Source organism: Pseudomonas sp. AP19, from assembly GCF_001728855.1.
Taxonomy (GTDB): domain Bacteria; phylum Pseudomonadota; class Gammaproteobacteria; order Pseudomonadales; family Pseudomonadaceae; genus Aquipseudomonas; species Aquipseudomonas fluorescens.
On record NZ_LXJP01000002.1, the window covers coordinates 23,651 to 38,467 of the forward strand.

Sequence of the window (14,817 nt, forward strand, 5' to 3'; positions counted from 1 at the left end):
CTGATGGTATGGCGCTACATTAAATAACTCAAATTCATATTTTTTATGCTTTGGATTACCAACTGGAATACCACCATGGACCTGGCCAACCTCAACGCTTTTATCGCCATCGCCGAGACCGGAAGCTTCTCCGGCGCCGGTGAACGCCTGCACCTGACCCAACCGGCCATCAGCAAGCGCATCGCCGGCCTGGAGCAACAATTAAAGGTGCGCCTGTTCGATCGCCTGGGCCGTGAAGTCGGCCTGACCGAAGCCGGGCGGGCTTTGCTGCCGCGCGCCTATCAGATCCTCAACGTGCTGGACGATACGCGCCGCGCCCTCACTAACCTGACCGGCGAAGTCAGCGGCCGGCTGACTCTGGCCACCAGCCACCATATCGGCCTGCACCGCCTGCCCCCGATCCTGCGTACCTTCACCCGCCAGTACCCCAACGTGGCGCTGGATATTCAGTTCCTCGATTCGGAAGTGGCCTACGAAGAAATCCTCCATGGTCGCGCCGAAGTGGCGGTCATTACCCTGGCGCCTGACCCGCACAATTTGGTCCGCGCCACGCCGGTGTGGGATGACCCACTGGATTTCGTCGTGGCACCGGAGCACAGCTTGACCGGCAACGGCACCGTCAATCTGGCCGATATTGCCAGGCACCCGGCGGTGTTCCCGGGCGGCAACACCTTTACCCACCATATCGTCAGCCGCCTATTCGAGGCCCAGGGCCTGACGCCGAACATCGCGATGAGCACCAACTACCTGGAAACGATCAAGATGATGGTGTCTATCGGCCTGGCCTGGAGCGTGCTGCCGCGCACCATGCTCGATGATCAAGTGGCAAGTATCGCTTTGCCGGGCATACAGCTCAGTCGCCAGCTAGGCTATATCGTGCACACCGAAAGGACGCTGTCGAACGCTGCGCGGGCGTTCATGAGCCTATTGGATGCACAGGTCGATCTGCCAGGGCTACCGGCATGAAACTGTGCGCCCTCAAGGTCTGAAACAACTCGCGCTGACCGCCCATTGAGCCAAGGCCCCGTGATAATGCGCAACCCCGTCGACTCCGTGCCACCCCTGCCCCGCATTTACGCCCTGGACCCTCAGGAGGCGGAAAAAAGCTGGGACAACGCCCCGCAATTGCTGGCGGCCCTCAACGCCGCCCGGCTGGGCGCGTGGTACTGGGAAATCGACACCGGCAGAATCAGTTGGTCAAGGGGCACTCAGGCGCTGTTCGGCTACGACCCCCGGCAACCGTTACCCAAGGACCTGGAATACCTCGACCTGCTCGCCCCGCAGGACCGTGAGCGGGTTGTGCGCGCTTTTCATGCGGTGCTGGCGGGAGAGCCATTCGAGCAGGCCATGCACCACCAGATACGGTGGCCGGATGGCAGCGATCACTGGCTGGAAATCAGTGGCAGCCTGACACTGGACAAGAGCGGTCGGCGCCGCATGATCGGCGTGATCCGCGAGACCACCCGCCAGCACGAGCGCGAACGTGCCCTCATGCAGTCGGAAAAACGCTTCGCCACGCTGTTTCACCTGTGCCCCAACATGGTCCTGCTGACCCGTCAATCCGACGGGCTGATCAGCGAAGCCAACCAGTATTTCGAGATGCACTTCGGCTGGCCCCTGGCTCACGCCATCGGCCGCACCACCTTGGAGCTGGGTTTGTGGCGACACCCTGAAGAACGTGCGCTGCTGGTCAAGGCCACGCAGCGCAAAGGCGAACCCATCACCATGGAGGTGCAGTTCTGCGACAGCCACGGCCAGATCCATGATGGCACCCTCAGCGCGCAGAAAGTCGAGCTGGAGGGCGAGGCTTACTTGATCAGCACCTTTCTCGACACCACCGAACGCAAAAACGCCGAACAAGCCCTCAAGGACAGCCAGGAGCGCCTCGACCTCGCCCTGGATTCGGCGCAACTGGGCACCTGGGACTGGCACATTCCCACGGGCATGCTCTACGGCTCGGCCCGTGCCGCCCAACTGCACGGGCTCCCACCGGAACCCTTCCACGAGTCCTTCGATGCATTTTTTGAGGGCATGTCCGATGCCGACCGCGAAGGCATGCGCAATGCCTACCGCAGTTTGCGTGAAGGCCAGGACGGTAACTACCAGTTGACCTACCGCGTACTCACAGAGGACGGCATTCCTCGTTACCTGGAAAGTCGCGCCCGTCTGTATCGCGACGACTCCGGCAAACCGCTGCGCATGGCCGGCACGTTGCTGGATATCACTGACCAGGTGGAGCGCGAACAACGCCTCACCGCGTCCGAAGAGAAATTCGCCAGCCTGTTCCAGGCCAGCCCCGACCCGATCTGCGTCACGTGCCTGGACAGTGGCGCCTTTATTGAAATCAACCCCGCCTTCACCCAGACCTTTGGCTGGACGGTCGCCGAGGTCATCGACAAAAGCGCTGATCAAATCGGCCTGTGGGATGAATCGAGCAAGCGCCTGCAGCGCATCGAACAGGTGATTCGCGAGCAGGCGCTGAGCAATGTGGCGATCGTGGTGCACCACAAGAATGGCCAATGCCTGACCTGCATGATCGCCAGCCGGCTGATCACGGTTGGAACCCAATCGTGTATCGTCACCACCCTGCGCGACATCACCCAGCAACAACGCTCGGAGGCCGCGCTGAAGGCCAGTGAAGAAAAATTCGCCAAGGCCTTCCATTCCAGCCCCGACGCCATTTCGATTACCGAACGTGACACTGGCCGCTATGTCGAAGTCAACGACGGCTTTTGCCGCCTGACCGGGTATCGCGCCGAAGAAGCCATTGGCCTCACGCTGTACCAGATTGGCATCTGGGCCGATGAAAACCAGCGCGCTGCGCTGTTGGCCGAACTGCAGATCAAAGGCCGTATCCATCACCTGGAAATGCTCTGGCACAACAAACGTGGCGAGGTATTGGCCGTAGAAGTCTCGGTAGAACCAATCACCCTGAATGAAACGCCGTGCCTGCTGCTGACCGCGCGGGACGTGAGCCTGCTGAAAAACGCCCAGGCGCAGATTCGTCACCTGGCCTACCACGACCCGCTGACCAACCTGCCCAATCGCGCCTTGCTGATGGATCGCCTGAGCCAGCAGATCGCCCTGCTCAAGCGCCATAACCTGCGCGGCGCGTTGCTGTTCCTCGACCTCGACCACTTCAAACACATCAACGATTCCCTCGGCCACCCGGTGGGCGACACCGTGCTGAAAATCGTCACCGCGCGCCTGGAAGCCAGCGTGCGCATGGAGGACACCGTTGCGCGCCTGGGTGGGGATGAATTTGTGGTATTGCTCAGTGGCCTGGAAGGTACGCGGGCGCAAGTCAGCGCCCAAGTGCAGGAGCTGGCCGACACCTTGCGCGAATTGCTCTCGGAGCCGATGTTCCTCGATGGCCACCGCTTGCAGGTCACGCCCAGTATTGGCGTGGCGCTGATTCCCGACCACGGCTCCACGCCGGCCGACCTGCTCAAACGCGCCGACATTGCCCTGTATCGCGCCAAGGACTCGGGGCGCAACACCATACAAATGTTCCACAACAGCATGCAAAAAACCGCCAGCGAGCGCCTGCGCATGGAGACCGACCTGCGCCTGGCCCTGTCACGCGGCGAATTCAGCGTGCATTACCAGCCGCAAGTGGATGCGCGCGGTAACAAAATCGTCGGCGCCGAGGCGCTGGTGCGCTGGCAGCATCCGCAGTTGGGTGCGCAGTCACCGTCCGAATTCATCAAGGTCCTGGAAGACAGCGGCCTGATCCTGGAAGTCGGCACCTGGATTCTCGATCAAGCCTGCGGCGCGTTTGCACAACTGATTGCCGACGGATTGGTCGACCCACTGAATTTCAGCCTGTGCGTGAACATCAGCCCCCGGCAGTTTCGCCAGAACGACTTCGTGGAGCGGGTGGAGCACAGCCTCAAGCAGTACCAGTTGCCCCACAGCCTGCTCAAACTGGAAATCACCGAAGGCATCGTGATCCAGAACCTCGACGATACCGTGGCCAAGATGCGCCGCCTGAAAAAACTCGGCGTCAGCTTTGCGATGGACGACTTCGGCACCGGCTATTCGTCGCTGACCTACCTCAAGCGCCTGCCGGTCGATGCGCTGAAGATCGACCAGTCCTTTGTACGCGACGCGACCCATGACCCCAACGACGCAGAAATCATCCGCGCCATTGTGGCCATGGCCCGCAGCCTGAACCTGGAGGTGATCGCCGAGGGCGTGGAAACCCCGGAACAACTGGCGTTCCTGCAAAAGCTGGGCTGCCATTTGTTCCAAGGGTATTTGCACAGCCGCCCATTGCCGATCGAGGACTTCAGGCGGTTGTTGATCTGAGGCGCATCCGCCTCATTGCCTGTCTCGGTCAATCCGCGGCCATCAAACGATCAAGCAGCAGCCGGAGCGGGCATGCCCAACAAACGACCGACCTGTTGCAAGTCGGTTTCCCGACGCATCACGGTGAACAGCTCCACCGCCTCGGGATAATTGCGTGTGAGCATCGCCAGCCATTGCTTCAAACGACCCGGCGCCTGCTTTTCGGTCAACTGCGCCACCGATTGGCGCCAGAACTCCTGGAGCATCGGCTGCATTTCGGCCCAGGTCATTTCCACCACCTCTTCACCCGCCTTCGCCGCCACAATCTGCCGCGCCAGGTCGGGACGTGCCACCAGGCCACGGCCGAGCATGATGTCGTCGGCGCCGCTGATTTCGCGGCAACGCTTCCAGTCTTCGACGCTCCAGATATCGCCATTGGCGAACACCGGCACCTTGACCACGTCCTGCACGCGCGGGATCCACTCCCAGTGAGCGGGCGGCTTGTAGCCATCGGCCTTGGTCCGTGCATGCACCACAATATGTGCCGCACCGCCTTCAGCCAGGGCCGTGGCACACACCAGCGCACCGTCCGGGCTGTCGAAGCCCAGGCGCATCTTGGCGGTGACCGGAATATGCGCAGGCACTGCGCGGCGTACATGCTCGACAATCTGGTTAAGCAGCTCCGGCTCCTTGAGCAATACCGCACCGCCACGGGATTTGTTAACGGTCTTGGCCGGGCAACCGAAGTTCAGGTCGATCACCTGCGAACCCAGCTCACAGGCCAACGCCGCGTTTTCCGCCAGGCAGACCGGGTCGGAACCCAGCAACTGCACGCGCAGCGGCACGCCCGCTGCGGTGTGGGCACCGTCCAGCAGTTCCGGGGCGAGCTTGTGGAAATAGGCCGGCGTGAGCAGGCGGTCATTGACGCGAATAAATTCGGTCACGCACCAGTCAATACCGCCCACGCGGGTCAACACGTCCCGCAGGATGTTGTCGACCAACCCCTCCATGGGCGCCAAAGCAATTTGCATGGAAAACACTCAACAAAAATCGTGGCGCAGTTTACTGGGTTTCCCAGCGTAACCGTTAACCCCCTGTCAGGGCGGGACCATAGCCGTCGAGAAATTCAGCCGGCATGCGCTTGGGCTTGCCGCTGGACAGCTCGATGCAGACAAAGGTGGTGTGCGCGCGCAGCAAGGTCGCGCCGTCGCGGGGGCGAACCAGTTGGAAGCGGCGGGTCATTTTCAGGCGCTGGTCCCAGTCGACGATCCAGGTGGCCAGTTGCAGCTCGTCGCCCTCATAGCCCGCCGCCAGGTAGTCGATCTCATGACGCACCACGGCCATCGCGCGGTCCAGGCGGCGGTACTCGGTGAGGTCCAGCCCCAGCCGCTGGGAATGGCGCCAGGCGCAACGCTCCAACCAGGACACGTACACCGCGTTATTGGCGTGCCCCAGGCCGTCGATGTCTTCAGCGGCGACCTGCAGATCAATGATAAACGGCGTTGCCAAATCCCAGCCCATGCCTTGCTCCAGTCGATTAATGTCGGCGGGAGCAGTGTATCAGGCGGTTTGCCGCGCCTGTAAACGGCAGCCGGCCAGGAGCGTCAGTACGCCGTCGATCACCCGCGGGTCGGCCAGCACCTTCTGATGGCCGCCCTGCTCCAGGCGCAGCAGACGGCTGTCGAACCAGGCGTCATGAATGGCTTGCGAAGCTTTGACCGGAACAAAGGTGTCGTCTTCGGCGTGCACGATCAGGCCCGGAAGGTTCATCTGGTAGTGAGCGACGTCCAAGTGCTTGAGCGGCATGCCGAAAGTCAATTCGACTTCGCGGATAAACGCGGCGCGCGCACGGGCCGGCAAGCCCACCATACCGGCAAACCCCCGCAGCACATCGAGGAACCGCGACGGTGCCGCAATGCTGACCAACGCCTCGGTACGCAACCCCAACTGCACCGCCAGCAGCGCACTGGCGCCGCCCATGGAATGCCCCACGACCGCCTGCAGCGGTGGTAACTCCGCGGCGGCTTCGAGCATCGCGCGAGCAAACAGCAGCACATGCGCTTCACGCCCAGGCGAACGGCCATGGGCCGGCCCATCCAGGGCAATCACCGAATAACCGTTATCCACCAGCGCGGTGATCAGACTGGCGAACTGCGTGGGACGCCCTTCCCAGCCGTGCATCAGCAACACGGCGGGCCCTTGCCCCCAGCGCAACGCCGACAGACCAAAACGCAGGGTGATGCGCTCCGATTGCGCCAGCAGCGGTAACTCCCAATCACGCGGCGGCAGGTTGCGAGGCGTCATGAACGTGCGGCGCAACTTACTCGCCACCGTGCGCGGCGCCAAGCGGCCGACGGTGCCATTGAAACCACGAATCCAGGTTAATGCGCCCATCATGCGACTCCCCTTTTTAACGTACCGCCGACTTGGCAGCGCGTAACACGCGGTCCGACAATTCGCCCGGGCCGAGAGCCCGCGCCAAGGCCAGGCCGCCGATCATCAGGGCCATATCCGCCAGAGCTTTGTCGGTGTCCTCCGGGCTGGCGGCCAACTGGGCGGCCATCAACTCCGTATGTTCGTTGAGCGCCAGGCGAAACTCATCCGGCAGGCGGCTCATCTCGCCCACCGTTGCCGGGATCGGGCAGGCCTGGTCCGTCGAGTCGCGGTGTTTGCGCGACAGGTAGAACGCCGCCACCAGGCTTCTGCGTTCCTCGCCGGTGAGGCTTGCGTCCATGTCGTCAATGGAGGCACGACGCCGGGCCAGCAACTGCGTGAAGGCCTCCAGCATCAACGCGTCTTTGCTTTCAAAGTGCGCGTAGAACCCGCCGACCGTGAGCCCGGCTGCACCCATGACTTCACCGACGCTCGGCTCGGCAGGGCCGCGCTGGATCAACGCCGCGCTGGCAGCCTGCAAAATGCGTTCGCGGGTTTGCGCTTTTTTATCGCTCATCGTTGCCTCCGTCTGTCATGGGTTAAATATTATTACCATAATAATATTTTACAAGCCACCCACCTAACCGCTCGTCCGAGCAGCACCGATGAGAACGCATGGAATAAAGCGCCTGCCGCCACCGTTTGCGATGCGGCGAGCCGAGGCCAACTGACTGGAAGCCTTGTGCGCCAATATGTGCGGGTTCGATGGGGAGATTTGGGGTGGGTGTAAAAAACCCAAACGCCAGACAAACAAAAGGGCCATTCAATAATTGAATGACCCTTAAAAATCCCGCAGAGCGGGTAATCGTGGCGTCCCCTAGGGGACTCGAACCCCTGTTACCGCCGTGAAAGGGCGGTGTCCTAGGCCACTAGACGAAGGGGACACAAACCTTCTATACAACGTGATCAGGCTGAGTCTGATCAGCTCAAGGACGGTGTGGCCGGAACCTTGAACGTGTAAATTGGTGGAGCTAAACGGGATCGAACCGTTGACCTCTTGCATGCCATGCAAGCGCTCTCCCAGCTGAGCTATAGCCCCGGATTTTTCGCCTCGCGGCGCAGCAGACCTTGCGAGCTGCTTGTTGAAACTGGCGTCCCCTAGGGGACTCGAACCCCTGTTACCGCCGTGAAAGGGCGGTGTCCTAGGCCACTAGACGAAGGGGACAAAACCTTCTGTACAACCGATCAGCGCTGAGAACTGATCAATTCAAGGCCGGTGTGGCCAGACCTTGAACCTGTAAATTGGTGGAGCTAAACGGGATCGAACCGTTGACCTCTTGCATGCCATGCAAGCGCTCTCCCAGCTGAGCTATAGCCCCTCATCGGTGAGGACGGGGCGAATCTTAATGGCGGTTTGGAAGTGTGTCAAATTTATTTTCAACAATTTCCAAAATTTTTTGCCGGGATAACAATCACTTACCGCCCAAACCCCGGAAAACCGGGGTTTGGCCGTTACAACCGGTTGCTTAGCCGATAGCGCCCAGCAACTTTTCCCACTCTTTGTTTTCTTTCTTCGACACACCACCAAGCAAATCAAGGGCTTGGCGCAGACGGAAACGCGTGAGGTCCGGGCCGAGAATTTCCATCGCATCGAGTACCGATACCGAACTGGCCTGCCCGGTAATAGCGGCAAACATCAGCGGCATGGCATCGCGCAACTTCAGCTCAAGGGACTCGACCACCGCCTGGATCGTCGCAGTAATCGCCTCTTTCTCCCACTGACGCAGGCTTTCGAGCTTCCACAGGATCAACTGCATCAACTGGCGAACCTGGTCACCCGAGAGCTTCTTGGATTCAAACAGCTTGGGATCCGGGTTCACGCCACCAGCAAAGAAGAAACTGGCCAACGGTGCGACCTGGCTGAACGTCTCCACCCTGCCCTGCACCAGCGGTGCGATCTTCATCATGTACTCGGGGTTCAACGCCCACTGCTGCACGCGGCTGGCGAACTCTTCCACCGACAGGTCACGCAGCCACTGGCCATTGAGCCACGACAGCTTCTCGATATCGAAAATCGGCCCGCCCAAAGAGACACGGGACAGGTCGAAGTTATCGACCATTTCCTGCAGCGAGAACTTCTCGCGCTCGTCCGGCATCGACCAGCCCATGCGGCCCAGGTAGTTGAGCATCGCCTCAGGCATGAAGCCCATGCGCTCGTAGAACGTCACCGACGTCGGGTTCTTGCGCTTGGAGAGCTTGCTCTTGTCCGGGTTACGCAGCAGCGGCATGTAGCACAACTGCGGTTGTTCCCAGCCAAAGTACTCGTACAGCAGAATCAGTTTGGGCGCCGACGGCAGCCATTCTTCGCCGCGCAGCACGTGGGTGATGCCCATCAGGTGGTCGTCGACCACGTTGGCCAGGAAGTACGTCGGCAGGCCGTCGGTCTTCATCAGCACCTGCATGTCCATGCGGTCCCACGGGATCTCGACGTCACCGCGCAGCATGTCCGGCACCACGCACACGCCTTCGCTCGGCACTTTCATGCGGATAACGTGAGGCTCGCCGGCAGCCAGGCGCTGGGCCACTTCTTCTTTCGAGAGCAGCAGCGCGCGGCCGTCGTAGCGTGGGGTTTCGCCACGCGCCTGTTGCTCGGCGCGCATCTGGTCCAGCTCTTCGGCGGTGCAGAAGCACGGGAAGGCATGGCCCATGTCGACCAATTGCTGGGTGTACTGCTTGTAGATCTCGCTGCGCTCGCTCTGGCGATACGGGCCGTGCGGGCCACCGACGTCCGGGCCTTCCGCCCAGGTAATGCCCAGCCAGCGCAGTGCATCAAAAATCTGCTGCTCCGACTCACGGGTCGAACGCAGTTGATCGGTGTCTTCGATCCGCAGGATGAATTCACCGCCGTGCTGCTTGGCAAAGCAGTAGTTGAACAGGGCGATGTAAGCAGTGCCGACGTGGGGATCCCCAGTAGGCGATGGCGCAATGCGCGTGCGGACGGTGGTCATGGCAGGTCTCGAATGGGCGATAAAACTGAAAATTCAAACAAGGGGCGAATGGTAACAGCCTGGGGTGCTTGGGCTCCAGCGTGGGTGATTCTGGTGGACCGCGGTGCCGCCCTTCGCGAGCAAGCCCACTCCCACATTCGACCGCATTCTCATGCTGGCAATCGGTCAACCGTGGGAGTGGGCTTGCTCGCGAAGAGGCCATCACCGCCGCTGCCAATCAAACAGCCAACAACCGCTCCCGCAACTTGCCGATCTCGTCCCGTGTCTGCGCAGCGGCTTCGAACTCAAGATCCCGCGCCAGCTGGTACATCTTCTCTTCCAACTGCCGGATACGCTTGGTGATCTCACTCGGCGAGCGCAATTCGTTCTCGTACTTGGCGCTCTCTTCCGCCGCCTTGGCCATGCCCTTGCGCTTCTTGCTGCGCGAGCCGGGCACAGTGGCGCCTTCCATGATGTCGGCAACGTCCTTGAACACGCCCTTGGGCGTAATGCCATTCTCCAGGTTGAAGGCAATCTGCTTGTCACGGCGGCGCTCGGTCTCGCCAATTGCCCGCTCCATGGAGCCGGTGATGCGATCCGCGTAGAGAATCGCCCGGCCATTGAGGTTACGCGCCGCACGCCCGATGGTCTGGATCAGCGAGCGCTCGGAACGCAGGAAGCCTTCCTTGTCGGCATCGAGGATCGCCACCAGCGACACCTCCGGCATGTCCAGTCCTTCGCGCAACAGGTTGATCCCCACCAGCACATCAAAAGTGCCCAGGCGCAGGTCGCGGATAATCTCGACGCGCTCCACGGTGTCGATGTCGGAGTGCAAATAGCGCACGCGCACGCCGTGGTCGGCCAGGTAGTCAGTCAAGTCTTCGGACATGCGCTTGGTCAGCGTGGTGACCAACACCCGCTCTTCCAGGGCCACGCGCTTGGTGATTTCCGAGAGCAGGTCATCGACCTGAGTCAGCGCCGGGCGGATCTCGATTTGCGGGTCCACCAGGCCGGTCGGGCGCACCAGTTGCTCAATCACGCGCCCCGCATGCTCCGCTTCGTAGTTACCCGGGGTGGCCGAAACAAAGATCGTCTGCGGGCTGATGCTTTCAAACTCGTCGAAGCGCATCGGCCGGTTATCCAGCGCCGAAGGCAGGCGGAAGCCATATTCCACCAGGGTTTCTTTACGCGACCGGTCACCTTTGTACATCGCGCCCACCTGCGGCACGCTGACGTGGGACTCGTCGATCACCAGCAAGGCGTCGTCCGGCAGGTAATCAAACAGGGTCGGCGGCGCCTGCCCGGAGTCGCGCCCCGAGAGGTAGCGCGAGTAGTTTTCGATGCCGTTGCAGTAACCCAGCTCCAGGATCATCTCCAGGTCGAAGCGAGTACGCTGCTCCAGGCGCTGGGCTTCCACCAGTTTGTTGTTGGCACGCAGGTATTCCAGGCGCTCGGCCAACTCGACCTTGATGCCCTCGATGGCGCCCATCAGGGTTTCACGCGGGGTCACGTAGTGGCTTTTCGGGTAGAAGGTGAAGCGCGGCAGCTTGCGGATCACCTCGCCGGTCAGCGGGTCGAAGGCCGACAGGCTCTCGACTTCATCGTCGAACAGCTCGATGCGGATCGCTTCCAGGTCGGATTCGGCCGGGTAGATGTCGATCACATCGCCGCGTACGCGGAAGGTGGCGCGGGCAAAGTCCATGTCGTTGCGGGTGTATTGCAAGCTCGTCAGGCGCCGCAGCAGCTCGCGCTGGTCGAGTTTGTCGCCACGGTCGACGTGCAACACCATCTTCAAATAGGTTTCCGGGCTGCCCAGGCCGTAGATGCACGACACCGTGGTGACGATGATCGCGTCCTTGCGCTCCAGCAGCGCCTTGGTCGCCGACAGCCGCATCTGCTCGATGTGGTCGTTGATCGACGCATCCTTCTCGATAAAGGTATCGGAGGACGGCACATACGCTTCGGGCTGGTAGTAGTCGTAATAGGAAACGAAGTATTCCACTGCGTTGTTCGGGAAAAACGCCTTGAACTCGCCGTAGAGCTGCGCGGCCAGGGTCTTGTTCGGCGCCAGCACCAAGGTCGGCCGATTGGTCTGCGCAATCACGTTGGCGATGCTGAAGGTCTTGCCTGAACCGGTCACCCCGAGCAGCGTCTGGTGCGCCAGGCCGGCTTCGATGCCTTCAACCATCAGGCGAATGGCTTCGGGTTGGTCGCCGGCGGGTTCAAAACGGGTGACGAGCTGGAAATCCGACATAACGTACCTCGTGAAGTCACCCCAGACTCAATACCGCCAGGGACGAAATAGCTCAGCAACCCGCGAATAGTTATCGCAGGCTGCAGGAAAAAACCATGATAGCTGTAGAAGTGGTGACGAATGTGACGGGTTTCAAGGCAATCGTCCTACCTGCCGTGGTTGACCAATGTTGCAATAAGACTAACGGTCGGCAAATAAACCGAAAAACTTGGCCGAAAAGCCATTTCGGCTGTCGCCCTCAGCCTGGATGGCCTCTATACTAGCTCCCCGTTTGTGCACCGCTCTAGTGCATTCGGCTGGAGCGCGACACGTCCCTCCATTCCCCCATAGAGCTGCCGCAAAAATGAGCCTGTTCTCCGCTGTCGAAATGGCACCACGCGATCCAATCCTGGGCCTCAACGAAGCATTCAACGCCGACACCCGAACCACCAAGGTCAACCTTGGCGTGGGCGTTTACTGCAACGAGGAGGGGAAGATTCCACTCTTGCGTGCCGTTGCCGAAGCGGAAGCCATTCGCGTGGCGCAACACGCCGCCCGTGGCTACTTGCCAATCGACGGCATCGTGGCGTACGACCAGGCCGTGCAAACGCTGCTGTTCGGCGCTGACTCGCCGCTGCTGAGCGCCGGCCGTGTCATCACCGCACAAGCGGTCGGCGGCACCGGCGCGCTGAAAATCGGCGCCGACTTCCTCAAGCAACTGCTGCCCAACGCCGTCGTCGCCATCAGCGACCCGAGCTGGGAAAACCACCAGGCGCTGTTCGAAAAAGCCGGCTTCCCGGTGCAAACCTATCGCTACTACGACGCCGCCACCCACGACGTGAACCGTGCCGGTCTGCTCGAAGACCTCAACGCCCTGCCGCCACAGTCCATCGTGGTGCTGCACGCGTGCTGCCACAACCCGACCGGCGTCGACCTGAGCCCGGCCGACTGGCAAAACGTGCTGGACGTGGTCAAGGCCAAGAACCTGGTGCCGTTCCTCGACATGGCCTACCAGGGCTTCGGCGACGGCATCCACGAAGACGCCGCAGCGGTGCGCCTGTTCGCTGAATCGGGCCTGACCTTCTTTGTGTCCAGCTCGTTCTCCAAGTCGTTCTCGCTGTACGGCGAACGTGTGGGCGCGCTGTCGATCGTCAGCGAATCCAAGGAAGAAAGCGCGCGCATCCTGTCCCAGGTCAAGCGTGTGATCCGCACCAACTACTCCAACCCGCCAACCCACGGCGCGGCCATCGTAGCGGCAGTGCTGAACAACCCTGAGCTGCGCGCCCAGTGGGAAGCCGAACTGGCTGAAATGCGCCTGCGCATCCGTGGCATGCGCGAGCAGATGGTCGCCGAACTGGCCAAAGCAGCGCCAGGCCACGACTTCAGCTTCGTCGGCCGCCAGCGCGGGATGTTCTCCTACTCCGGCCTGACGGTTGAGCAAGTCACCCGTTTGCGCACCGAGTTTGGTATCTATGCACTGGACACTGGCCGCATCTGTGTGGCGGCGCTGAACCAGTCGAACATTGGCGCGGTAACAAAGGCAATTGTTCAGGTTCTATAAACCTGACGGTGCTGAACGAAGGGAAGCCGCGGCTTCCCTTTTTTAATGCCTGTCGCAAAACACCCCGCTCCCCTAGACTGAACCTCGACTGCCCCTTTGCTGTGAGAGCCCTATGAGAAACGACGACCTGGACCTGCGCGCCGACCGCGACGAACTGGATGATTTCACCCCGCGCGCGCCACAAGCCAAGCGCCAGAAAAGCCTGGTGCTGCAAGTCGCCCTCGGCGTGTTCCTCGGCGGCCTGGCCTTGTGGCTGGTGCAACTGGGCGCGACGGCGATCATGGCCAAATTGGCGATGGGCACCTTCCAGTTCGGCGGCTGACAGCGATCCCCTGTGGGAGCCGGCTTGCCTGCGATTACGCCAGGCCTGCCGATACCTCTATCGCTGCTACGCCGTTATCGCAGGCAAGCCAGCGCCCACACTGGCGCTACTTGGCTTGCAGAGCGCGCGCTTCCAACAACTTCACAAAGCTGTTCAAACTCTGCGACACCGTGCCCCGCCGCCAGATCAGCCAGGTGTGCAGAATGCGGAACGCGTCGCTCAACGGCCACACACTCACCGCCGTAAACCCCGGCATGCTCTCCAACATGCTGCGCGGCATCAGCGCCAGGCCGGCGCCGGCGCTGACGCAGGCGAGCATCCCGTGGTAGGACTCCATCTCGAAAATCTTGCCCGGCACCGCACCATCCTGTGAGAACCACCGTTCGAAGTGATGGCGATACGAGCAGTTCGCGCGAAAGGTGTAGATGCTCTCCCCCGCCACATCCTGCCCGCGGGTGATCGGCGCGTGATGCAGCGGCGCAATCACCACCATCTCCTCTTCAAACACCGCCACGCCCTCCAGCGTGGCATGCAGCACCGGGCCGTCGACAAATGCCGCCGCCAGGCGCCCCGACAACACGCCTTCGATCATCGTGCCCGACGGCCCGGTGCTCAGGTCCAACTCGACCTTGGCGTACTTCTGGTTATACGCCGCGAGCAACGCCGGGATACGCACGGCGGCGGTGCTCTCCAGCGAGCCGAGGGCAAACGCGCCCTGGGGCTCCTCACCCGCCACCGTCGCGCGGGCTTCTTGCACCAGGTCGAGAATACGCCGCGCATAGCCGAGGAAATTCCACCCGGCCGGTGACAGACGCAGGCGGCTTTTCTCGCGGATAAACAATTCCACGCCCAAGTCTTGTTCCAGTTGCTTGATACGCGTGGTCAGGTTCGACGGCACGCGATGAATCAACTGCGCGGCGGCGCTGATGCTGCCTTGCTCGGCAACCGCCTTGAAGATTTCCAGCTGCACCAGATCCAAGTCATTCTCCAATCGTGAACGTATTGCTTAATATTATTCAGTTTCCAGAAAACATGCAGCCCCGTAGGCTAA

At 61.3% G+C, this 14,817-nt stretch carries 11 protein-coding genes and 4 tRNA genes; 4 read left to right on the top strand and 11 right to left on the bottom strand.

Features of this window, described 5'->3' with window-relative positions; genetic code table 11:
- Positions 1 to 75: 75 nt before the first annotated feature.
- Positions 76 to 966 carry a LysR family transcriptional regulator gene (locus tag A7D21_RS02030; protein ID WP_053257094.1) on the top strand — a complete coding sequence of 297 codons (891 nt, stop codon included), beginning with the start codon at positions 76 to 78 and terminating at the stop codon, positions 964 to 966.
- A gap of 66 nt (positions 967 to 1,032) precedes the next feature.
- A complete protein-coding gene (locus tag A7D21_RS02035; protein ID WP_069550964.1) occupies positions 1,033 to 4,311 on the top strand; it encodes an EAL domain-containing protein in 3,279 nt (1,092 codons plus the stop codon).
- Between the two features lie 50 nt (positions 4,312 to 4,361).
- Here A7D21_RS02035 and A7D21_RS02040 read toward each other — a convergent pair whose 3' ends face one another.
- The 10 genes from A7D21_RS02040 to uvrB all read right to left on the bottom strand — a co-directional run bounded on the left by A7D21_RS02040 (position 4,362) and on the right by uvrB (position 11,904).
- Positions 4,362 to 5,321 carry a tRNA-dihydrouridine synthase gene (locus A7D21_RS02040; protein ID WP_069550965.1) on the bottom strand — a complete coding sequence of 320 codons (960 nt, stop codon included), beginning with the start codon at positions 5,319 to 5,321 and terminating at the stop codon, positions 4,362 to 4,364.
- A gap of 55 nt (positions 5,322 to 5,376) precedes the next feature.
- Complete coding sequence (locus A7D21_RS02045; RefSeq protein WP_053257097.1) at positions 5,377 to 5,811, bottom strand: thioesterase family protein; 435 nt, start codon at positions 5,809 to 5,811, stop codon at positions 5,377 to 5,379.
- Between the two features lie 39 nt (positions 5,812 to 5,850).
- Positions 5,851 to 6,684, bottom strand: a complete 834-nt coding sequence (locus A7D21_RS02050) for an alpha/beta hydrolase (RefSeq protein WP_053258010.1) — start codon at positions 6,682 to 6,684, stop codon at positions 5,851 to 5,853.
- Positions 6,685 to 6,700: 16 nt separating this feature from the next.
- Positions 6,701 to 7,240 (bottom strand): TetR/AcrR family transcriptional regulator, encoded by a 540-nt coding sequence (locus tag A7D21_RS02055; RefSeq protein ID WP_053257098.1) that lies wholly within the window; start codon positions 7,238 to 7,240, stop codon positions 6,701 to 6,703.
- 291 nt (positions 7,241 to 7,531) lie between these two features.
- Positions 7,532 to 7,607 (bottom strand) — tRNA-Glu (locus A7D21_RS02060).
- 79 nt (positions 7,608 to 7,686) lie between these two features.
- Positions 7,687 to 7,762 (bottom strand) — tRNA-Ala (locus A7D21_RS02065).
- A 50-nt stretch (positions 7,763 to 7,812) separates the two neighbouring features.
- A tRNA-Glu gene (locus tag A7D21_RS02070) sits at positions 7,813 to 7,888 on the bottom strand.
- A gap of 78 nt (positions 7,889 to 7,966) precedes the next feature.
- Positions 7,967 to 8,042 (bottom strand) — tRNA-Ala (locus A7D21_RS02075).
- Positions 8,043 to 8,189: 147 nt separating this feature from the next.
- Entirely contained in the window at positions 8,190 to 9,671 is a 1,482-nt protein-coding gene (gene gltX / locus A7D21_RS02080; protein ID WP_069550966.1) for a glutamate--tRNA ligase, read from the bottom strand.
- 217 nt (positions 9,672 to 9,888) lie between these two features.
- Positions 9,889 to 11,904, bottom strand: coding sequence for an excinuclease ABC subunit UvrB (uvrB, locus tag A7D21_RS02085; RefSeq protein ID WP_053257100.1), 2,016 nt, complete (start codon positions 11,902 to 11,904; stop codon positions 9,889 to 9,891).
- Positions 11,905 to 12,247: 343 nt separating this feature from the next.
- Between uvrB and A7D21_RS02090 the strand changes: the two genes are divergently transcribed.
- Together A7D21_RS02090 and A7D21_RS02095 are read left to right on the top strand one after the other, a co-directional pair.
- Positions 12,248 to 13,444, top strand: a complete 1,197-nt coding sequence (locus A7D21_RS02090; protein WP_053257101.1) for an amino acid aminotransferase — start codon at positions 12,248 to 12,250, stop codon at positions 13,442 to 13,444.
- Between the two features lie 112 nt (positions 13,445 to 13,556).
- A complete protein-coding gene (locus A7D21_RS02095; RefSeq protein ID WP_053257102.1) occupies positions 13,557 to 13,766 on the top strand; it encodes a hypothetical protein in 210 nt (69 codons plus the stop codon).
- A gap of 106 nt (positions 13,767 to 13,872) precedes the next feature.
- Here the strand turns inward: A7D21_RS02095 and A7D21_RS02100 are convergent, their stop codons facing one another.
- Entirely contained in the window at positions 13,873 to 14,745 is an 873-nt protein-coding gene (locus A7D21_RS02100) for a LysR family transcriptional regulator (RefSeq protein WP_053257103.1), read from the bottom strand.
- Positions 14,746 to 14,817: the final 72 nt, after the last annotated feature.

Bases quoted from the DNA above. Each gene is read 5' to 3' on its own strand.
- A7D21_RS02030 (WP_053257094.1), top strand. From the start codon at position 76: ATGGACCTGGCCAACCTCAACGCTTTTATCGCCATCGCCGAGACCGGA.
- A7D21_RS02035 (WP_069550964.1), top strand. From the start codon at position 1,033: ATGCGCAACCCCGTCGACTCCGTGCCACCCCTGCCCCGCATTTACGCC.
- A7D21_RS02040 (WP_069550965.1), bottom strand. From the start codon at position 5,321: ATGCAAATTGCTTTGGCGCCCATGGAGGGGTTGGTCGACAACATCCTG.
- A7D21_RS02045 (WP_053257097.1), bottom strand. From the start codon at position 5,811: ATGGGCTGGGATTTGGCAACGCCGTTTATCATTGATCTGCAGGTCGCC.
- A7D21_RS02050 (WP_053258010.1), bottom strand. From the start codon at position 6,684: ATGGGCGCATTAACCTGGATTCGTGGTTTCAATGGCACCGTCGGCCGC.
- A7D21_RS02055 (WP_053257098.1), bottom strand. From the start codon at position 7,240: ATGAGCGATAAAAAAGCGCAAACCCGCGAACGCATTTTGCAGGCTGCC.
- gltX (WP_069550966.1), bottom strand. From the start codon at position 9,671: ATGACCACCGTCCGCACGCGCATTGCGCCATCGCCTACTGGGGATCCC.
- uvrB (WP_053257100.1), bottom strand. From the start codon at position 11,904: ATGTCGGATTTCCAGCTCGTCACCCGTTTTGAACCCGCCGGCGACCAA.
- A7D21_RS02090 (WP_053257101.1), top strand. From the start codon at position 12,248: ATGAGCCTGTTCTCCGCTGTCGAAATGGCACCACGCGATCCAATCCTG.
- A7D21_RS02095 (WP_053257102.1), top strand. From the start codon at position 13,557: ATGAGAAACGACGACCTGGACCTGCGCGCCGACCGCGACGAACTGGAT.